This is a genomic window from Rhizobium oryziradicis, from assembly GCF_001939045.1.
GTDB lineage: Bacteria > Pseudomonadota > Alphaproteobacteria > Rhizobiales > Rhizobiaceae > Allorhizobium > Allorhizobium oryziradicis.
On sequence record NZ_MKIM01000021.1, the window covers coordinates 211,251 to 232,534 of the forward strand.

Below are 21,284 nucleotides of genomic sequence, written 5' to 3' on the forward strand. Positions count from 1 at the left end.
CTGGAATGATCGGGAACCGGCGCGATGAGCAGGACCATTGTTCCCGTCTCTCTTCTTTACTCCACCACCGGTGCTTATGGTGCGCTGGGGCGGGAGGCCGTGGATGGTGCCATGACCGCCATTGCCCAGATCAATTCCAATGCTGACAATGCATTTCAGATCGAGCCGGTGATTGCTGATCCCGGCGGCAACGCCGAACGCTACGCAAATTTTGCCGAGACGGCCGTGCGCCAGCAAGGCTGTCGTCATATCATTGGCTCTATCACGTCATGGAGCCGTAAAGAAATCTTGCCCGTGGTTGAGCGCCATGGGGCATTGCTATGGTATGCTTTTCCCTATGAGGGCTACGAGGCCAGCGACAGTGTGATCTATCTGGGTGCCTGCCCCAATCAGCACCTCCTGCCCCTGTTTGCGCATGTTCTAAACCGGTTTGGCCGTCGTCCCTTCATCGTCGGCTCCAATTATATCTGGGGCTGGGAGATCAGCCGGATTGCGCGCGAAATCACCGAGGTGGCTGGCGGCGAGGTGGTATCTGAGCGTTTTGTGCCGCTTGGCGCAACCGATCTCGACCATTTGATTGATGAAATCCGCCACAAGAAACCCGATTTCATTTTGAGCAATCTGGTCGGGCAATCGGCCATGGCCTTTTTGCAGGCCTATGATGGCCTTCGCCGCGAAGATCCTGATTTTGCGCCTGAGGTACGCCCCGTTGTCGCCTGTAATCTGTGCGAAACCGATCTCATCGATCTGAGTGAAACGGCAAAGGCTGGCCATATTGCCACATCGGTTTATTTCGATGGGCTGGAAACCCAGGAAAATGCCGCCTTCAAAGCCCAGATCGCAAAACGCTATGGCGCTGAGCGCTGTCTCACCACCCCGTTTGTGTCGGCCTATACGGCGGTGTGCGTGCTGGCAGATTGCCTCGCGGATGCTGGCACCGATGCGCCGGAGGCCATCCGCACCATGGTGACAACCCGCGCCTTTGAGACACCCATCGGCAGTTTGCGGATTGATCCGAAGACTCACCATGCGGCTTTAAGGCCGCATATCGGGGTTTCCACTGCAAGCGGGGCATACCACGTCTTCCAGCAGGCCCGCGATGCGGTGGATGCAGACCCCTATCTGCTGCGTTCCCACCACCGGGAAACGCTTTTCCCGTCCTCAACTCCGTCCTCCATATTATCGCGCCCGCCCCGCAGCTTCACGGTGATCAAATGACTGGCCCGAACCGTCCTGATCTGAATTGCTGGCATGCGGTGATATTGCACCGCGATCACCCTTCCGTTGATGCGCTGAAGCGTCAGCTGGAGGCCTTGCATATTCGGGTCACTGTGGTCTGGCCGCAACTGAATGAATCCCACACTGACGCCAATGTGGTGTTTTTTGATGCCGACATGGGCCATGACGGCCAATTTCCGTGGCCCGCCGGGTTTGCTCCCATGCCGATGATTGCGCTGATTGGCTCGGAAACGCCGGGGCGTATTGCCTGGGCGCTGTCCCAAGGCTCCAACGCCCATGTGTTGAAGCCGGTGGGATCAACAGGGGCCTACAGCGCCTTGTTGATTGCCGCCCATGCCTATGACGGCGCGAGAGCACAGGCGGAAGATATTCGCGTGCTGGAAACCAGATTGCGGCAACGGCCAATCGTGGTGCATGCCATTTTAGAGCTGTTGCGGCGTGGAAGCGAGAGCGAGGCTGACGCCTGGCAGCAATTGCGCCGGGTGGCGATGGACTGGGGCATGACCCTTGAAGATGCGGCTGAGGCCATCTGTCGGCAGGACAGGGCATTTTCGAAAAAAGCATAAACCTTTGCCGAACATTATAAAAATGGGAGACTGAAAGACGTGTCTATTGTTGAAGGCTTTGCACCCTATGGCGACTATCAAACCTGGTATCGCATCACCGGTGATCTGACATCGGGCAAGGTGCCGATGATTGTTGCCCATGGCGGCCCCGGCTGCACCCATGATTATGTCGATAGTTTCAAGGATATTGCCGCTACCGGTCGCGCGGTCATTCACTATGATCAGGTTGGCAATGGCAAATCCACCCACCTGCCCGAAAAGGGCGGTGATTTCTGGACTGTCGATTTCTTCAAGGCAGAGCTGCACAATCTGATTGACCATCTGGGTATTCGCGGCGGCTATTGCCTGCTGGGCCAATCCTGGGGCGGCATGCTGGGTGCGGAATTCTCCGTTGATCAGCCCGAAGGCTTGAAAGCGCTGGTGATTGCCAATTCGCCCGCCTCGCTGAAAACCTGGGTGGCAGAAGCAAATCGCCTGCGTGAGGCCTTGCCGGCAGAGGTGCAGGCCACACTGTTGAAACACGAAGAGGCAGGCACCACCGATAGCGCCGAATATGTCGAAGCCAGCGATGTTTTCAACCAGCGCCATGTGTGCCGCATTGTGCCTATGCCGCCGGAAGTGCAGCGCACCTTTGATGCGATTGCAGCGGACCCGACCGTTTATCACACCATGAATGGTCCCAACGAATTCCACGTGATCGGTACGATGAAGGATTGGACCATTGAGGGTCGTCTTTCCACCATCAATGTACCAACCCTTTTGATTTCAGGGCGGTTTGATGAGGCCACCGAGGCCTGCGTGCAGCCCTATGCCGATGAAATTCCGGATGTGCGCTGGCACATTTTCGAACACTCCAGCCACATGCCGCATGTTGAAGAAAGAGAAGCCTGCATGGCTGTTGTGCAGGCATTTCTAGACACCAAAGCGGCCTGAAAACTCCGTGAAGAACACTGAACTGCCCAACAATAACAACGGGAACAACACGATCATGACACTGGGTTTGACGACTTTCTCAAAAAAGAAGGCATCATGGCTTGCGGGCTGCCTGCTGGCCTATACGGCGCTGGGCGGCATGGCGCATGCTGATGAGCGCGCGGATCTGATGGCCAAACATCGCGGCGGCACCATGGTGCTCTCCGCGGTTGCCGCCGCAGGCACGCTGGACACGGCCATCAATTACACCGGCCAGTTCTGGCAGATTTTCCAGATGACCAATGACGGCCTCGTCAAGTTCAAACAGGCCGCAGGCACCGAAGGTTTCAAGATCGTTCCAGATATTGCCGAGGCTATTCCAGAGCCACAGGATGGCGGCAAAACCTATGTGTTCAAAATCCGCAAAGGCATCATGTTTTCCAATGGCAAGGAGCTGAAGCCATCGGATGTGCTGGCCTCGTTTCAGCGCATTTTCAAGGTCAATGGCCCCACCACTGGCAGCTTCTACAATGGTTTTGTTGGCTCGGATAAATGCATTGCCAATGGCGCAACCTGCACGCTGGATGGCGGCGTGATTGCCGATGACGCGGCAAGCACGGTCACTTTTCATCTGGTCGCACCAGATTCGGAGTTTTTTGACAAGCTGGCTGTTCCCCATGCCAGTATTTTGCCAGCCGATGCGCCCCTCAAGGATGCAGGCACCACGCCGCTTCCCGCAACCGGCCCTTATATGATTGTCAGCTACAATCCCAATGAACAGATGGTGCTGAAGCGCAATCCGCATTTCAAGGAATGGAGCGTGGACGCCCAGCCCGATGGCTATGTCGATGAGATCGACTACAAATTCGGCATGACGGAAGAAGCCACCATCAACGCCATCCAGAATGGTCAGGTGGACTGGATGTTTGACCCACCACCCACGGACCGCCTGCCGGAATTGGGCTCGAAATATGCCAAGCAGATGCATATCGATCCACTGGCGGCCTTCTGGTATCTGCCAATGAACACCAATCTGCCGCCGTTCAACAATGTCAAAGTGCGTCAGGCCGTCAATTACGCGCTGGATCGTGATGCAATTGTGGGCCTCTACGGCGGTGACGTTCTGGGCACACCCACCTGCCAAATCCTGCCGCCAGACTTCCCCGGCTTTGCACCCAGCTGCCTTTACACCAAAAACCCCGGCGAAAGCTGGAGCGAGCCGGATATGGACAAGGCCAAGGCCCTAATCAAGGAAAGCGGCACGGCTGGACAGAAGGTGACGGTGATTGCCGAAGACACGGCCGTTGGCCGCGGCATTGGCACCTATGTGCAGAGCCTGCTGACCGAGCTGGGCTTTGATGCCTCCATGAAGGCCATCTCCACCAATATCCAGTTCACCTATATCCAGAACACCAACAACAATGTGCAGATCAGCGTCTCGCAATGGTTCATGGATTATCCGGCAGCCTCGGACTTTATCAACGTGCTGCTCTCGTGCGACAGCATCCATCCCGGCAGCGACTCCTCGATCAACATCTCAGGCTATTGCAACAAGGATCTGGACAAGCAGATGCAGGAAACAATGGCGCTGGCCGTGACCAACCCGGATGCAGCCAATGCCAATTGGGCCAAGATTGACAAGGCCTATATGGAACAGGCCCCTCTGGCCCCGCTGTTTACGCCAAAAAGCGTCAACTTCACCTCGGCGCGGTTGGGCAATTACCTGTTCAACAAGCAGAACCGCTGGGTGATGTCGCAATCTTGGGTGAAGTGATTTCCTAAACGACACAGCAGTGGGGATGCAACCCCCTTCTGCCTTGCCAGGCATCTCCCCCTCACGGGGGGAGATCAGTCAGATGTAACCTGTCATTCCGTCTCATTCGCTGCACATCCCGACAAAGGGGTAGGAAATAGGATCGAGATGTCTGTTCATGGCCGATCTCCCCCCGTGAGGGGGAGATGTCCGGCAGGACAGAGGGGGGGTGCCTCTTGCACTGCCGCAAAACGACAGATTCCAAAACACATCTGACGCAGCTCAAAGAATGACGCGCCCATTGAAGGATATGACATGACTGACCTGTCCAACGGCATCGTCGCATCGACGCTGCCTGCAGAGGCACCAAAACTGAGGGCCGGCTCCAGCCCGTGGCAACGGGCCTGGCGGATCTTGCGCCGCGATCGCTCGGCAATTGCCGCCACGATCGTGCTGTTGTTAATCATCTGTTCCAGCTTGGCGGCTCCGCTTTACGCCAGTTATGTCTCGCAGACCGATCCGTTTCGCTCCAATTTGAGCGGCAAAATCACGGTCGATGGCAAACGCATCAAGGTCATGCAGCCATCCACCGAAGGCTTGGGCTTGGGGGTTACGCCCATTGGCCCTACCTGGGAGCGGCAATATGTGCTGGGGGCCGATAGCCAGGGGCGCGATGTGGCGGCGCGGCTGTTGTATGGTGGGCGAAACTCGTTGGTCATCTCGGCCTCCGCTACCGTCATCTGTTTAGGCTTGGCAGCATTGATCGGCATCTGTGCGGGCTTCTTTGGCGGGGCGACGGATATGATCCTGTCGCGCATTCTCGATATCCTCTGGGCGTTTCCGGTCTATCTGCTCGCCATTTCGCTTTCCATTGTGCTGATCTCGCAGGGCCTCACCCTTGGGCCGATTGAGATCAACGCCAACAGCCTGCTGCTGCCCATTGGCATTATCGGCATCATCTATGTGCCTTACGTGGCCCGCCCTGTGCGCGGCAAAGTGCTGGCCTTGAAAAACAGCGAGTTTGTGTTGGCGGCCATTGGCCTTGGCATTCCGCGTTGGCGCATTTTGCTAAAAGATATTCTGCCCAATATTTCCACGCTGCTGATTGTGTTTGTGCCGCTGATGATGGCGCTCAACATCATCACCGAATCCTCGCTGTCCTTTCTCTCCATCGGGGTTCAGGCCCCCGATGCCAGCTGGGGAACAATCATTCAGGACGGGCAAGGTCTGCTTTACAGCCGCCCGATCGTGGCACTGGCACCGGGCATTGCCATTGTGCTGACCGTGTTGGCCCTTAATGTGCTGGGAGACAGCGTGCGTGATGCGCTTGATCCGCGCACAAAAGTCATTTGAGGAGCGTATCATGAGTGTTGCCATTGTTCAGCGTTTTGCCCAGATGATTTTCGTTCTGTTTGGCATTTCGGCGCTGGTGTTTCTGATTTTCTTTGCAACGCCAGGGGCCGATCCTGCCGCCCGCATTGCCGGACGCAATGCATCGCCCGAAACCATTGAAACCATCCGCAAGGAATTCGGTTTTGATCGTGCTTTGCCGGTGCAATACGTGCTGATGATGAAGCGGTTGTTTGTCACGCAAGACCTCTCCTCCTACGTCAATCGCGGCATGCGGGTCGTGCCTCGGGTGATGGAGGCAGCACCCGTCACCCTGTCGCTGGTCACCGGGGCTGCGGTGCTGTGGGTGCTGGGCGCGGTGTTTGTTGGCGTGATGGCCGCCATGACCCGCGACACGGTGATTGACCGGGGGCTGATGGTGCTGGCACTGATTGGTGTCTCGATGCCGGTCTATTGGCTGGGCGAGGTCATGAACCTGATATCGCAAAGCCGGTTTCACGATACCTGGCTGTTTTCATGGGTGCCGTCGCTGGGCTATAAGCCGCTGCTGTCGGACCCGATTGGCTGGTTCAAAACCCTGATCATCCCATGGATCACGCTGGCAGCACTTTACATTGGCATTTATGGCCGGGTGCTGCGCGCCAATCTGGTGGAAGCCTATCAGGAGGATTTCATCCGCACCGCCCGTGCCAAGGGGCTCAGTCCTGCTCGTGTGATGCTGCGCCATGCGCTGCGCACCTCGCTGATTGCCTTTGTTACCATGTTTGGCCTCGATTTTGGAGCACTTGTCGGCGGCTCGGCGCTGCTGACGGAAGTGGTGTTTGGCCTCAACGGTGTGGGCCGCCTGACCTATCAGGCGCTTTTAAACCTCGACCTTCCCGTCATCCTCGGCACGGTGATCTATGCCTCGTTCTTCGTGGTGTTGGCCAATGCCGTGGTGGATGTCGTCTATGTGCTGATCGATCCGCGCGTGAGAGGGAACTGAGCGATGAGTGCTGTTGAAAAACCTGTCCTGCTCGATGTCAACGGATTGTCAGTCTCGTTTGCCACGGACCGTGGCATGGTTAAATCGGTCCGCGATGTGTCGTTTACGGTGCGCGAGGGCGAAATCCTGTCCATCGTCGGTGAATCCGGCTCTGGAAAATCGGTCACATTGCTATCGCTGTTGGGTCTGCATGATCCAAAAACCACCAAGGTGGATGGTGCCGTTGCCTTTCGCGGCAAGCGCATCATGGAAATGTCGGCCCAGCAGATGCGCCGCATTCGCGGCAAAGACATTGGCTTGATCTCGCAGGACCCAATGACGGCGCTCACACCCGTCTACACCATCGGCTGGCAGATTGCCGAGCAAATCCGGGCACATGAGACTATCTCGGCCCGCGCTGCGCGCCTGCGGGCCATCGAGCTGTTGGGCGAGGTTGGCCTTTCAAACCCCGGTGAAGCAGTTGATCGCTATCCGCATCAACTCTCCGGCGGCATGCGCCAGCGGGCGTTGATTGCCATGGCGCTGTCGTGCAATCCGGCTCTGCTGGTGGCGGATGAGCCAACAACCGCTTTGGATGTCACGGTGCAGGCGCAGGTGCTGGATCTGCTGTTGCGGTTGCGCAAGGATTTTGGCTCGGCCATCATTCTCATCACCCACGATATGGGCGTGGTTGCCGAAGTGGCCGATCAGGTGGCGGTGATGTATGCAGGCCGCATTGTCGAGCGTGGCCCGACCGATCAGATTTTCACCAATCCCATGCATCCCTACACCTGGGGCTTGATGGGCTCCATTCCGCCTCTGACCGGTCCGCGGCTCTCTCGGCTGAAATCCATCCCCGGCATGCCGCCCACGCCCGATATGATCTCTGAGGCTTGCGGCTTTGCACCCCGCTGCGACTTCGCAAGTGCCGCTTGTGGCACCCATCCGCCGCTACGCCGCCATCAGGACCAAGCCTGCCTCTGCGTTCTCGATACGCCAGAACGAGACCTGCTGCGCTCAACCGTTTTGCCTCTGGAGGAACTTGCATGAGCACGCCTGCACCACAAAAGCCTCTTCTGGCCGCCCGTGAGCTGACCAAGAATTTCACCGTTGGCAAAACCATCCGTCCCGGCTCAGGCCGCACGCTTCATGCGGTGGACAAGATCAGCCTTGAGGTTTTCGCAGGCGAAACCTTGGGACTGGTGGGAGAATCCGGCTCCGGAAAATCCACCCTCGGCCGTTGCCTCACAAGGCTTTACGATATCACCGATGGCGGGTTGGATTTTGATGGCGACACCATCACCAAGGCCGAAGGGGCTGATCTTTTGCGGGTTCGCCGGAAAATGCAGATGATTTTTCAAGACCCTTCCGCCTCGCTCAACCCACGCCGCAAAATCCGCGATGTGCTGGGTGAAGTGCTGAAAGTTCATAAAATCCGCGAGGGTTCGGCCATCGAAGACCGTCTGGTGGAATTGATGGATCTTGTTGGCTTGCGCCGCGAATACCTCGACCGTTATCCGCATGAGTTCTCTGGCGGCCAGCGGCAGCGCATTGGCATTGCCCGCGCCTTGGCAATCGAGCCAAAGGTGATTGTCGCCGATGAGCCGGTGTCTGCGCTCGATGTGTCGGTTCAGGCACAGATCGTCAATCTGTTCAGCGATTTGCGCGAAAAGCTCAACTTAACGTACGTGTTTATCGCCCATGATCTGGCCGTGGTACGTCAAGTCTCCACCCGTGTGGCGGTGATGTATCTCGGCTCCATTGTCGAGGTTGGCGAGACGGATGAACTCTATGCCAATCCCAGCCACCCCTATACGCAAGCGCTTCTATCTGCCATTCCACAGCCGCATAGACGAGGACGGCCGGAGCGCATTCTGCTGAAAGGCGAAATTCCAAGCCCGCTCAATCCGCCCAAAGGCTGCAAATTTTCCACCCGTTGTCCCATCGCGCGCGACATTTGTGGTCAGGTGCGGCCACCCCTCGCCCCAGTCTCCCAAGGGCGCAGCGTCGCCTGTCACTTTCCAGGGGTAGAGCCCTAACCACCTACGGGATAGAAGATTACCGCTTTGAAATGGCCTGTGCTGCGGCAACTTCATCCTTGTTGTCGCGGATGCGCTGCCCGTCTGCATCGAAAAATCGCGCATGTGCAGGATCGAATGTCACACGTATCGACTGACCAAGGCGGGGGGCGAGGCCTGACGCGCCTTGCACCACCACGGGCAATCCTGATGCGAGATGCCCATAGAGATAGGTTACGCCGCCCAGAAATTCGGTGAAATCCACATCAAGATGAAGCCCCTGCCCGCCTTCATCGCAAAGCCGCAAATGTTCCGGGCGAATGCCAAGCTGCACTGTCGCATGGGTTGCCAAGGCAATCGGCGCTTCAAACGGCAAGCGCTGGCCGTCAATCACAAGCGCATGCGGCTCAACACCAACCGGCAGGATATTCATTTTAGGACTGCCAATAAAACCGGCAACAAACAGATTGTCGGGATCATTATAGAGCTCAAACGGTGAGCCGATCTGCTCGATACGCCCAGCCCTGAGAACCACAATCTTGTCGGCCAGCGTCATGGCTTCCGTCTGGTCGTGGGTCACGTAGATCATCGTATTGCCAAGCTGTTTGTGCAGCTTGGCAATTTCAATGCGCATATCGACGCGCAGCTCCGCATCGAGATTGGAAAGCGGCTCGTCGAACAGAAAAACCTTGGGGTTGCGGACGATGGCCCGACCAATGGCCACACGCTGGCGCTGGCCTCCGGATAGCTGGCCCGGCCGCCGATCCAGCAAGGGCGTAAGATGCAGAATTTCGGCGGCGTGCTGCACCATCTCGGCCACCTGCTCTTTAGGACGATGGGCCATGCGCAACCCAAAACCCATGTTTTGAGCAACCGTCATATGCGGATACAACGCATAGGACTGAAACACCATGGCAATGCCGCGATCAGACGGGTCAGCATCGGTCACGTCACGCCCACCGATAAGGATTTCGCCGCGGCTGGTTTCTTCCAATCCGGCAATCAGCCGCAGAAGCGTTGATTTTCCGCAGCCAGAAGGGCCAACAAACACAACGAATTCGCCAGATGCAATAGTGAGGTCAATGTCGTGAATGACGTCGACCGCGCCAAAGCTTTTGGACACACCATTCAACGCAACACCGCTTGTCATGGTGTCGGATTTGGGACTGTTCACGGGCTTCATTGATCAGCCTCCGCACGAATCCACACCAGCATTTCGCCGTCATCGCGGTTGTCCCAGACGTGATACGGCACGGCGCGGATCTCAGTTGGCACCCGCTGCGGTGCGCTGAGCGTGTAGAGATGGTCGCTTTCGCTCTTCTCCCGCCATCCTGTTGTGACAAGGGCGGGCAGCCCGCCAATCCCGTCGACGACTTCACAACGGAAACCACTTTGCGGCTGCAACACTAGCGCATTGAGATCTTCGCCATTATCAACACCTTCAAGGCAGTACACCAGCGGCCCACGCTGCAAGGCGACACGCCCTTGATCGACACCCACTTTCGCATTTGCATAGAGGCGCTGCACCGGCATGGCAAATTCCAGCTCAATGTGGTCGCCAGCCTGCCACAGCCGCGTGAGCTTGGCATAGCCTTTCTCTTCAACACCTGCTGGATCCAAAACCTCTCCGTTGACACGGATCGTCACCTGAGGCGACCAACCGGGCAAGCGCAAGGAAAGCGTGAATTCGGCAGCATGCTCCGGCTCCAGCGTCAGCCGCACGCTGCCTTCGACGGGATACGCCGTCTCTTGCCGAATGCGAACCGCAACCCCTGCGGTTTTGAGCTCGGCCACGCTGTCGCAATAGAGGTGGACGGCAATTTCGTCTTGCGCCTCGCCATAAAGATAGGTGCCAATTGACGCCACCAAGCGCGCAATATTGGGCGGGCAGCATGGGCAGCGATGCCAGGTCCAACGATGGTGCTTGCCGCGGCTTTCCAATGGGTTGTCATAGAAAAACTGCGTTCCGTCGAGCGAAAGTCCGACAAGGGCTCCGTTGTAAAGCGCCCGTTCCATCACATCCGCATAAGCGCGGTCGGGACCAAGCCCCAGCATACGACTGGCCCAAAACACCAGCGCCACGGCAGCGCAGGTTTCCGCATAGGCGGTCTCATTGGGCAAATCATAATCGAACGTCAAACCCTCGTTATGGGCGGAAGGGCCAAACCCGCCGGTCACATAGAGGTTCTTGTCTGTCAAATGCCCCCATATGGTTTCCAGAGCGGGCTTCAAACTGCCATCACCAAATTCGGTCGAAACATCGGCCATGCCCGAATAGAGATAGGCGGCGCGAACAGCGTGGCCCACCACATGGCGCTGATCGCGCACCGGGATGTGGCTCTGCGAATACTCATAGGTGGCGAAATGATAGTCCGATGGGTCCCTCCCCCGCTCCCGTGCTTCGCGATCATAATAATGTTGACCGTTCGGGCGCTGACCGCGCTCATCAACAAAGAACCGGGCAAGATCGAGATAGCGCCGCTCTCCCGTCGCACGACCAAGTTTAACCAGTGCCAACTCGATTTCCGGATGGCCGCAATATCCCCTCTTCTGGCCGTCGCCCGGCCCAAAAATGCTGGCGATATGGTCGGCATAGCGGGCCATGATATCGAGAAACCTGCGCTTGCCGGTGGCATGGTAATAGGCAACGGCACCTTCCATGAGGTGGCCCGCGTTATACAGTTCATGGCAATCGCGCAGATTGGTCCAGCGCTTGCCGGGCTCGATGCGCTGATACCAGGAGTTCAGATAGCCGTTTTCATCCTGCAGCCGTCCATAGGCGTCAACAATCTCGTCAATACGCGCTTCAAGGGCGGCATCCGGCTTGTGCAAAAGCCCGTAGGCGGCGGCCTCAATGCTTTTGCCAAAATCCGAATCCCAGAACATCTGGGTGCTGACAGTATCATTGCCGTTTTGAAAGGGAATGCGCAGCCCCGGATTGGGCCTGTCCGGGTCTACCTGATCCAGCATGCCCGCAGCGATACAGCGATCCAGCAACGTATGGGCGGTGGTTGTGGCAATGGTTTCGATACGCGGGCCAAAAAAGCCACCGACGCGCACCTGATCAACAGACGGTGGGCGGAATTTTGCAGCGAGATGAGCGGAGTTTGCAGAAGAAAAGTTCGTCATACTATGGGTTCCTTCACAAAAGAGATGGCTTATTTCACCGCACCAGCCGTGAGGCCGCGGATGTAAAAGCGCTGGAGAGTGACAAAGAGAATGAGGCAAGGGATCATCATGACGGTGACGCCAGCTTGCACAGCGCCCCAGTCGATGGAGCCGTAATGGCCAGAGCGAACCGCCGTCACCAGCACTGGAAGCGTGTAGCGGTCCTGATCCGTCAGCAACACCAGAGCCGCGAGAAACTCGTTCCACGCATTGAGAAAGGCAAACAGGCCAACCGAGACAATGCCCGGAAACACCAGAGGCCCCATGACATAGATCAGCGACCGCAGCCCCTTCACGCCATCAATACGGGCCGCTTCTTCGATCTCTTTGGGCACCGCATCAAAAGCATTGCGCATCATGAAGACCGAAAACGGCAATTGCAGTGTCACGTAAATGAACACCAGCCCGCTCAAGGTGTTTTGCAATCCGAGCTTGACGAGAATGAGAAAAAGCGGCGTCAAGATCGACTGAAACGGCACCATGATTGTGGACAGGATCAGCACGAAAGCGAGCGACTTGAGGGGAAAGCGAAAGCGCGAAAACCCGTAGCCCGCAAACACGGAAACGAAAATGGTCAGAATGGCTGTCGCGAAGGCAACAAACAGGCTGTTGCCAGAATAATGCAAAATGCCAGCCCCAAAATTTTCAAGCCGCCCATAATTGCTGAGATCCAGCCCCTGCAGCGACAGGAAGCCGTTGCCAACCATGGCAGGCGGGCGGAAAGACGCCAGCAACACAAGAAGGATGGGAGCCAGAAACAGCAGCGCCACCAAAATGCAGGTGATGTGAAACAGCACCGTGTACCAACCAAAGCGGCTACGCCGACGGCTGTGTGATGGCTTGGATGCTGTGAGCGATGCGGGCAAAGACGATGCTGCATGGGTCATTGTGTTGGCTCCTTGTCACTCAGCAGGCGCAATTGGATCACGCTCAGCACCACCAGAATGGCAAGCAGCACCATGGAAAGAGCTGCCCCATAGCCCAACCGGAAGGAAACGAAAGACTGACTGAAAATCCAGTACACGGCTGTAATCGTCTTGTTTTGCGGCCCACCAGCCAGGATGATGTAAAACTGATCAAAAGCGAGCATGGAGCCTGACACGCAAAGAATCAGCGCCAGTGCGAAAGAGCGCCGCACCAGTGGCAAGGTGATGAAGCGAAAGCGCTGAAACGCATTTGCCCCGTCGATCCGCGCAGCTTCGATGAAGTCGGCGGGAATGGCCTGTAAGCCACTCATCAAAATGACCATGTAAAAGCCGGCCATTTTCCAGATCACCATGGCGGTAACCGACCAGAAGGCGGGCGCAAATGTTGCCAGCAGATTGACGCGACCGTGTGTGAGCCCAAGCGTTTCGGCCAGCGGTGAAAACACGCCGCTATCGACATTGGAAAGCCAGCTCCACAGCAAACTGGCCGAGGCAAAGCCGATAACCACCGGCAGGAAAAAGGCGGTGCGGTAAAGACCGGCAAAGGGCCGTGGCCGCTCGATCAGCAGCGCAAGCCCGAAGCCCGCCAGCATCAGTCCAAAGGTTGCCGCAAGCGTATAACGGATGGTGAAAGACAGCGCATTCCAGAAATTAATGTCGTTCCAGAGCGCTTTGTAATTGGCGAGTCCGATCCAGCGCGGCAGACCAATCAGCGGCCAATTGTGCAGCGACATCCACGCTGTCATACCCAGCGGCACAAGGAAGAACACGAGAACAAGCGCCAGTGCCGGAGCAACGTATAGAAGGCCCGCCCAATCGCGATGGGGCTTGCGCATAGGGCCACGAGCGGCATTGCGCGCAAGGCGCGGGGAGGCATTAGGCGCACCACGGGCGGGCACCTGGCTTTGGACCGACATCAGGTTGTTCCTCCAATGAGATGGATGAGGCGGAGCGGGATAGCTCCGCACCCGGAGTTTTCGAGGGAAACCTGCTTTCCCGAAAGACAAACGGATTGTGCGCCCTCAGGGAGCCGTATCGATGATCGATTGCATGGCGCTTTGCGCCGTTTGAATTGCCGGCTCGATGCTATCAGGACCACCGAAAAACGCGGTGTTCAACATAGTGATCCACGGACCATTGGCCGAATTGATCAGATCGTTGAACACTGTGGAATAGGGCGTGCGGCCTTTCGCCATGGCCTCCGCTGCAATCATATATCGCGAATCCAGCCCTGCCAGCGCTTCCTTGGCGAGGTCGCCTCGGACCGGAAGCGAACCATTGCGGGCAAGCAGTTTCTGCCCTTCCAGCGAATAGGAGAAGGTCAGGAAGGCCTTGACCGCGTCCAGCTTCTTCGTGCCCTTGGTCACAACGAAATTATCACCACCGGCAAAAGACGACGACCCGCCATCCTCGCCCGGCAAGGGCGTCACGCCATATTCCAGATCCGGGCTTTGAGCTGCCAATGCACCAATGGCGAAAGAGCCTGAAGGCGTGATGCCGATTTTTCCAGTGGCAAAAGCGGCAAAGAAATTCGCGCCGGTATCGGTCTGCGATCCGGCCGGAACGAGCTTGTCTTTGACCATGCCCTGATAAAAAGCAATCGCATCGCGCATTTGCGGTGTGTCCAGCGTTGCCTTGCGGCCATCTGCCGAGAAGATATCGCCGCCTGACGCCCAGATCAGCGGCGTGAAGGTGAAGATGTTGCAGCCACCACAATTGCCCGAGAAATAGAAACCCTTGATGTCGCCGCCAAGCGCATTGACTTTTTCAGCATCGCTGCGGATTTCAGCCCAGGTTTTGGGTCCTTTTTCCGGATCGAGCCCAGCTTGTTTGAACAATTTCTTGTTCCAGATCAGCACGGAACCATCGGCAGAAAATGGCAGGCCGAAAATGTGATCCTTATACGTACCAACAGAAATGTGGGCTTTTGACAGCGCGTTGAAATACGGCAGAGCTTTGGCGTAATCGGTCAAGTCCTCCAACTGACCGGCTGCGGCAAATGCCGGGGTATAAATCAAATCCAGAGACAGTGCATCGGGAGCCGTGCCGCCGGCTGTGGCAATTGCATATTTCTGCACCAGCTCATTGACCGGAACGATCTGCAAATCTGCATGATGCTCCTTCTGGCTGGCGTTGAAGGCATCGACAAGCTTCGGCATGAAGGTCGAGCTATCGGACCGTGTCCAAAGGCTAAAAGTGTCCGCGTTGGCGGATAGAGGCATGGCGAGCACTGTCGCGGCAAGGCCGCTGAGCCCTAGCATCCAGTTTTTCATTCTAGTCTCCTCCCAGATCGCACCGATCCCGGTGCTGTTAAACTCTCATTCCGCCCACGGCGCTGGCGAACCGCAGGATTCGCGCACTTTCAAGCGACAGGGCAATCGACGTTGGCCAGCCTCCACTGGCTTTCCGTCAATCATATCGAGCAGCGTTAACCCCGCCTGACGCCCAAGCTCTTTCAACGCCATATCCACGGTCGTCAGCGGCGGACGCGTCGCTGTTGCAAAAATTTCCCAATTGTCGAAGCCAACAACGGCAATGTCCTGCGGTACCCGGATGCCGGACAGCGTCAATGCATCAATCAGGCCGCGGGCGATCTGATCATTGCCGCAGAACACCGCATCTGGCCGCTCAGACACCGGATAGCTCACGAAGCGCTGTCCGGCCGCATATCCGAATGCTTCGGACCATTCGCCAGACAGCGCTTCGCCGAAGCAGAGGAGCGCCGCTTCGGAAAGTGCTCGTTGCCAGCCCTGCTCGCGCAAACCAACGGCGCTAAAACTGCGAGGACCGGTCACATGCGCAATCCGCTTTCGACCAAGGCTGATAAGATGCGAAACCGCCGCATGGGCGCCCCCTTCATCGTCCGGAACAAAACCAATCGCGCCGGGAGGACAAGCCGCGTTCACATAGACCACGGGCATATGAACCGCAGGAAGATCAACCGGCAGAACGCGATCAACGCGCTTGCCGGACACCACCAGACCATCGACCCGCTTATCTTCCATCGCATTCACATTCAGCCGCACGCGCTCGGGCTCATCATCGATGGCACAGAGAAAGACCGAAACCCCACGATCGGCCATGGCCGCAGACAGCCCGGCTGCAATAGGCAAGGTAAAACGGCCATAGGTGTCATTGGTCAACAGCCCAAGCGTGAACGAGCGCTGCCCGACCAGGGCACGCGCCATCGCATTTGGTCGAAATCCGAGCTGCTGGGCAACCGCCTGAATTCGCTCACGCGTCTCGGATGCCATGCGGCCCCGTTCATTCAAGGCTTTGGATGCCGTTGAAACAGAGACCCCGGCCGCGGCCGCGACATCCTTGATGGTCGCCCGGGCGATTGTTCCCGTCGCATCCAACAGGCTCGCGTCAGCATTTTTCATTGGCACCCCACCTGCGATCTTGCACGACCTTACCGGTAAAACAAACATGAGAAATCGTTTTCTCAAAATAGAGAAATCGTTTTTTCTGTCAAGAGCGTTTTACAAACAGACGCGTTTTGCGGCATCCTCGAAAAGCAAGCCCCCTGCCCTACCAGACTGATAAACGGTCGAGCCGAACACGCACCCCAAAGCGATGCGACCAAAACCCTGACAGCTGTCAGGGTTTTGGTAGGCCACTCGCAGCCATTGGTTTGCTGAAATATGTCCTCGAGTTTGTCAGGGAAAAGTGAAGCCAGCCCTTGCCGAACCCTATTGTGTGGAGAACAGCCGCACCAGAAGAGGACGCAGCTTACCCATTCTCACCTCGGGCGCATCGGCCTGCGGCGTCATGCCCATACTGAACCCTTCTGCTCCAAAGCGCTCTATCAACTTTTGATCCCGGCTGATGATGTGAACAGGAACCGAGCGTGAGGCGTTTGACCCGGTGATCAGCGCGGCGGGCTGATGGTCTCCCAAAATGATAAAGACCGCATCATCGCCGAACCGAGTGATGTAATCACTGACGGTCTGCAGCGTATAGTCAATGGTCTGGATATACTGGTGCCGAACGCGGTCTTGATCTGCCCAGACCACCGCCGGGCTGTCCCCCTCTTCCGCTTGCGCATTGAAGATAGTCCCGTCACCGATCTGGTCCCAGTCAACCAGCTTTGGTATCGGTGTCCATGGCGCATGACTGGAAATCAGCGCAATCTCAGCCATAACCGGCTTTGCCGCGCGCCTTGCCGGTTGGCGAACCAGTTGATCAAGAGCATGTAGCGTATATTGATCGGGCATTGTCACCCAATTGAAGGGCTTGCCTTTATAGCCCAGATCCTTGGACGCCAAAACCTGATCATAACCGAAATAGCTGGCCTCAGGCCAATCCATGGTAATGGCGGGCATAACAGCAGCTGTGCGCCAGCCTGCCTGTTGAAACTGGCGATTAAGGCTCGGCCAATCACTCATCATCAAGCGATCATAGCGGGCCTGACTATCGATCCACAGCCCGGACAACAACGTGCCATGGGCCAGCCAGCTGATACCACCCACCGTGGGAGAGACGCTCCAACCACTTGCTGATCCGTAACCGGCAGCTTTAAGCGCATGCTCCATGCTTGCCTGCCGGGCGCGAACAAGAGGACGGTAGCGTGGATCGTCAACGGCGCTTCGCCCATAGGACTCGATGAAAATCAACACGACATCACGACCGCGCACCGCTTGAAACAAGCCGGGGTGAAATGCCTGGGATGGGTAGGCGGCAAGCTCCCGTTCAAAGCGGCGCATATCTGCCACCGATTCCGCCACCAACGTGAGGCGAGCACTGAGATAGGGCAGGGCACGCGCATCCATAACAGGCTGGAAGCCAAACATTGGTCCTATTGCCGAGATTGCCGCTCCGAAAAGCAAAATGCCAGCGTAAACCTTTGCGATTTTCTGCACGCGATTTGCCGCCCCTCTTCTTTCGCTGGCTCGTTCCCTCAAAGCGAGCGTTGTCGCCGACCAGTGAAAGAGGTAGATCACTGCAGAAAATGCGCTGATGAGCGCTCCAATCGTCAGCACAGCAGCAGGCGTTCCGATGGTGCCGCGCATCAACCGCCAACCATCCACCAGCATCTTGGTATCGAGATAAGGATTGAATGGCCTCTGAAAGGCGGATTGAACGCCAATATCAGCTATTTTCAAAAAAAGCATAATGCCGATTGCACTGACAAAGATCGGTTTGAGCAAAACCGTGAGCCGTTGCGGCAACAACAGCAGGGTCAAGCCAAGCAAAGGAACTTCCACGGGAAGCCGTAGAAATGCACGTGCAGAGAAAGCATCCGGATGATCGGGCAGTGTCAGGACAACAAAAGCGATCAGGAAAAAAACAACGGCCGCGAGAATGCGCTTGTCAAATCTGTATCGTCGCATCATGACTTCTCTCTGCTCACCCAAAGGCTGCCAGCACGGATGGGGCTTTGGAAGGATTGATCTTGCCCGCACTCGGAATTTTGACAATCACCTTTTGCCTCGCGCTGGTCACAGGCCTCGTTCTTGCTGTAGATCCAGCAAAGATTGCCACGGCCTTTGCCAATGTTCCACCCGGTCACATCGTGACGGGGCTGTTGATCGTGCAGCTTCAGGTGATTTTGTCGGCTTTGCGTTGGCGCTTTACGGCCCATCGGCTGGGCCATGACATATCCCTTGGCCTTGCCGTGCGTGAATATTACCTCGGTAGTTTTTTGAACCAGATCCTTCCCGGAGGCATGGCGGGAGACGCGCTGCGCGCCTATCGCGCCACCGAAGACGGCGAGGGGGGATGGAAACGGCCCGCCGCTGCCGTATTTTTGGAAAGGCTCTCTGGCCAGATCGCCTTTTTTACGCTGACGGGAATCGGTCTTGTGGTTTGGCCGTTTGTTGCGGGTGATGACCTGCCCAAGGAATTCGCAACACTGGTATGGGTTTGCCTGGGCATTGCAATCGTTATTGCAGCGCTTGCTGTCGGATTTGGCAAGGCGCGCCTGCCCGCGCGGCTGAACGGTTTGAAACCCGATTTGATGGCGGCCTTTTGGGAGGACCGGGCATTTGCCGTTCAGACAAGTTTGAGCATAACCATCGTGGTGAGCTACGTTGCCACATTTTTCATTGCGGCCAGTGCCGTGGGAACGCCGCTGCCCGCCATTGCGGCGGTTACCGTCATTCCCCTGTGTCTGCTGACCATGCTGATACCCGTGGGTGTCGGGGGCTGGGGCACGCGGGAAGCGGCAGCGGCCAGCCTTTGGCCCTTGCTGGGCTTTACCAGTGCGCAGGGCTTTTCGGCCAGTGTGCTGTATGGTCTGTTTTCGGTGATCGGCGTGGCTCCGGTAGGCATCGTGCTTGTTTTGAAAGGGGTTTTGGCGCGCAGCCGAAAGCGGTCGTGACGACATTTCAAAGCCAATCAATGATGCCCGCTGGAAAAGATGGGGTAAGCCGCTCATCTTGCCTCACCGGCGTGACGCAGCAAATGCAGCACATCCACAGTGAAGGAGTAGAAAAGCAGCAGCAAGGCCACTGCGGCAATAGCAGTCGAGACCGGCGGAGTGATAAACGGCAGCATGATAATGCACAGCGCTCCAACCTGAACCACGCAGATCAATTTCCGGCGAAAACAGTCGTCAAGCGGTGCCCGTAGCCACGGAAAAGGGTATTGGGCGAGCACAAAGCCATAGCGCATCAAGCCAATCAGCAGCACCCAGCCCCCTGCTTTCTCCAGCAACAGCACGGTGATGGAGAGCACAAGGATCAACAAGGCATCAACCTCCATATCAAAGCGGGCACCAAGCGCTGAGACAAGGCGAAAACGCCGCGCGAGATAGCCATCCACGCAGTCAAGCGCCAAGGCAGACATGGCAAGCGCGATCAAGGCGGGCAAAGCCGGCTCAAGAACCAGACGTTCACCTGCAAACAACACGGTTGCCCCAACAAGACTGACAATGGCTGCCCGGATGGCCGTCACGACATTGGCCGCGCCAAAACGCCGATGGTTGTGGCTTGGTAAAGCGTAAATCACCAATGCAAAAATGAACAAAAGCAGCGTGGCTGCCGAGGCAATGGTGCCAATGCCGATCAGCAGATGGGAGCGCAACACCAGATAGCTGAATACAGAGGCCATGAACACGACACAAAGCGCGATCAGCGTGTTGTGCAGAAGCGGTTTTGAAATCGTATCGATTGACATTTTTATCTCATAGCCCTCTGATTTCAATTATAAAACGACTTATTCAACCATAGAACGGCGCAGGTTCTATGCTTTCATCTGTTTTAACCGATACACCGTATCATTACGCTGAAATCTGCAAATGGTTTACTTTTCTGTGCCGCGTGCCATGAAGAGTTGCCGTATGTTACTGATAAACATAGGGTGTGATTGGAAAATGCCATGGAACATAAAATGCCTGATTGCGTTGTCGCTAATTGATGCAAATGATGAGACGATTTGAGTGAGACCATTTTGCCCGCCAGACAATCACCCATGACCAGCGCCCGCGCGCTGTGGTTTCCTTCTCAAGGGCAATGCGAGATCCGGCGCGAGGCGCTTCCACCTCTTGAAGCAGGGCAGGCGCGTGTCCGCATGCTTTTTAGCGGCATCAGTCGCGGCACGGAATCGCTGATATTCCAAGGCAGGGTTCCCGAAAGTGAGTTTGCGCGGATGCGCGGTCCCAACATGGCCGGTGATTTCCCATTCCCGGTCAAATACGGCTATGCAGCGGTGGGCAGGGTAGAGGAGGGGCCAGAACCATGGCTCGGCAAAACAGTGTTTTGCCTCCATCCGCACCAAGACATCTTCACAGTGCCGACAGACATGCTCACTCTGTTACCATCCGCTTTGCCTGCACAGCGGGCCGTGCTTGCTGCCAATATGGAAACAGCCCTCAACATTGTGTGGGATGCCGGCATTTTGCCAGGCGACAAGGTGGCTGTGTTTGGCGCAGGCGTGGTGGGTGTTTTGGTCTCGTTTCTTGCGTCACAAATTGCTGGAACCGATATAGATTTACTCGATCCAAACCCGTCGCGCGCGCTGTTGGCCGCGCATTTTGGCTTGAATTTTTACGATAGCGATCCACCATCCAATGCCTATGATGTGATGATCAATGCCAGCGGTTCGCCAGAGGCGCTGGCATTGGCGCTAAACCATGCCGGACAAGAAGCCCGCATTGTTGAAGCAAGCTGGTATGGTGATACCATTCTAAAGCTTGCGCTCGGTGGCCCTTTTCACGCCCGTCGCCTCTCCATCATCAGTTCACAGGTGGGCACCATACCGCCCGCGCAACGCGCCCGCTGGACCTTTGCCAGACGCTTGAAAAAGGCGCTTGATCTGCTGCTGGATGATCGCCTTGATGCGCTGATTTCGGCGCAAACCGCCTTTGACGATATTGCCGCAGCCTATTCCGAGATCATCTCGGACCCGCAAACCCTTTGCCATCGCATTTGCTACTGAAGAGAGAGA

At 56.7% G+C, this 21,284-nt stretch carries 18 protein-coding genes; 10 read left to right on the plus strand and 8 right to left on the minus strand.

Annotated elements, in window-relative coordinates; translation table 11 throughout:
* The first annotated feature begins 24 nt into the window (after positions 1-24).
* From BJF95_RS03735 to BJF95_RS03770, 8 genes are all read left to right on the plus strand, one after another.
* Positions 25-1,218, plus strand: coding sequence for a transporter substrate-binding domain-containing protein (locus tag BJF95_RS03735; RefSeq protein ID WP_075638103.1), 1,194 nt, complete (start codon positions 25-27; stop codon positions 1,216-1,218).
* On the plus strand, positions 1,215-1,805 hold the full coding sequence (locus BJF95_RS03740; protein ID WP_075638104.1) for an ANTAR domain-containing response regulator: 591 nt from the start codon (positions 1,215-1,217) through the stop codon (positions 1,803-1,805). The genes BJF95_RS03735 and BJF95_RS03740 overlap by 4 nt, the downstream gene beginning before the upstream one ends.
* Positions 1,806-1,835: 30 nt before the next feature.
* Positions 1,836-2,738: a proline iminopeptidase-family hydrolase gene (locus BJF95_RS03745; protein ID WP_075638105.1), complete on the plus strand. Its 903-nt coding sequence runs from the start codon at positions 1,836-1,838 to the stop codon at positions 2,736-2,738.
* A gap of 7 nt (positions 2,739-2,745) precedes the next feature.
* Positions 2,746-4,491 carry an ABC transporter substrate-binding protein gene (locus tag BJF95_RS03750; RefSeq protein WP_245297223.1) on the plus strand — a complete coding sequence of 582 codons (1,746 nt, stop codon included), beginning with the start codon at positions 2,746-2,748 and terminating at the stop codon, positions 4,489-4,491.
* 294 nt (positions 4,492-4,785) lie between these two features.
* Positions 4,786-5,823, plus strand: a complete 1,038-nt coding sequence (locus BJF95_RS03755) for an ABC transporter permease (protein ID WP_083638676.1) — start codon at positions 4,786-4,788, stop codon at positions 5,821-5,823.
* Positions 5,824-5,833: 10 nt separating this feature from the next.
* Positions 5,834-6,805, plus strand: a complete 972-nt coding sequence (locus BJF95_RS03760) for an ABC transporter permease (protein WP_075638147.1) — start codon at positions 5,834-5,836, stop codon at positions 6,803-6,805.
* Between the two features lie 3 nt (positions 6,806-6,808).
* Entirely contained in the window at positions 6,809-7,834 is a 1,026-nt protein-coding gene (locus BJF95_RS03765) for an ABC transporter ATP-binding protein (protein WP_075638106.1), read from the plus strand.
* Entirely contained in the window at positions 7,831-8,823 is a 993-nt protein-coding gene (locus BJF95_RS03770) for an ABC transporter ATP-binding protein (protein ID WP_075638107.1), read from the plus strand. The genes BJF95_RS03765 and BJF95_RS03770 overlap by 4 nt, the downstream gene beginning before the upstream one ends.
* 19 nt (positions 8,824-8,842) lie before the next feature.
* Here the strand turns inward: BJF95_RS03770 and BJF95_RS03775 are convergent, their stop codons facing one another.
* The 7 genes from BJF95_RS03775 to BJF95_RS03805 form a co-directional block, all read right to left on the minus strand.
* Positions 8,843-9,952 carry an ABC transporter ATP-binding protein gene (locus tag BJF95_RS03775; RefSeq protein ID WP_075638148.1) on the minus strand — a complete coding sequence of 370 codons (1,110 nt, stop codon included), beginning with the start codon at positions 9,950-9,952 and terminating at the stop codon, positions 8,843-8,845.
* Between the two features lie 29 nt (positions 9,953-9,981).
* On the minus strand, positions 9,982-11,931 hold the full coding sequence (locus tag BJF95_RS03780; RefSeq protein ID WP_075638108.1) for a glycoside hydrolase family 127 protein: 1,950 nt from the start codon (positions 11,929-11,931) through the stop codon (positions 9,982-9,984).
* 29 nt (positions 11,932-11,960) lie between these two features.
* Positions 11,961-12,857 (minus strand): carbohydrate ABC transporter permease, encoded by an 897-nt coding sequence (locus BJF95_RS03785; RefSeq protein WP_083638677.1) that lies wholly within the window; start codon positions 12,855-12,857, stop codon positions 11,961-11,963.
* Positions 12,854-13,732, minus strand: coding sequence for a carbohydrate ABC transporter permease (locus tag BJF95_RS03790; RefSeq protein WP_210187720.1), 879 nt, complete (start codon positions 13,730-13,732; stop codon positions 12,854-12,856). The genes BJF95_RS03785 and BJF95_RS03790 overlap by 4 nt, the downstream gene beginning before the upstream one ends.
* Positions 13,733-13,918: 186 nt before the next feature.
* On the minus strand, positions 13,919-15,169 hold the full coding sequence (locus BJF95_RS03795) for an ABC transporter substrate-binding protein (RefSeq protein WP_075638110.1): 1,251 nt from the start codon (positions 15,167-15,169) through the stop codon (positions 13,919-13,921).
* 45 nt (positions 15,170-15,214) lie between these two features.
* Positions 15,215-16,279: a LacI family DNA-binding transcriptional regulator gene (locus BJF95_RS03800; RefSeq protein WP_075638111.1), complete on the minus strand. Its 1,065-nt coding sequence runs from the start codon at positions 16,277-16,279 to the stop codon at positions 15,215-15,217.
* A 309-nt stretch (positions 16,280-16,588) separates the two neighbouring features.
* Positions 16,589-18,229, minus strand: coding sequence for a sulfatase-like hydrolase/transferase (locus tag BJF95_RS03805; protein WP_075638150.1), 1,641 nt, complete (start codon positions 18,227-18,229; stop codon positions 16,589-16,591).
* Between the two features lie 62 nt (positions 18,230-18,291).
* Between BJF95_RS03805 and BJF95_RS03810 the strand changes: the two genes are divergently transcribed.
* A complete protein-coding gene (locus BJF95_RS03810) occupies positions 18,292-19,218 on the plus strand; it encodes a lysylphosphatidylglycerol synthase transmembrane domain-containing protein (protein ID WP_075638151.1) in 927 nt (308 codons plus the stop codon).
* Between the two features lie 53 nt (positions 19,219-19,271).
* Here the strand turns inward: BJF95_RS03810 and BJF95_RS03815 are convergent, their stop codons facing one another.
* A complete protein-coding gene (locus BJF95_RS03815) occupies positions 19,272-20,015 on the minus strand; it encodes a CDP-alcohol phosphatidyltransferase family protein (RefSeq protein WP_075638112.1) in 744 nt (247 codons plus the stop codon).
* 258 nt (positions 20,016-20,273) lie between these two features.
* On the opposite strand from BJF95_RS03815, the gene BJF95_RS03820 reads away from it, so the two are divergent.
* Positions 20,274-21,275, plus strand: coding sequence for a zinc-dependent alcohol dehydrogenase (locus tag BJF95_RS03820; RefSeq protein ID WP_245297224.1), 1,002 nt, complete (start codon positions 20,274-20,276; stop codon positions 21,273-21,275).
* Positions 21,276-21,284: the final 9 nt, after the last annotated feature.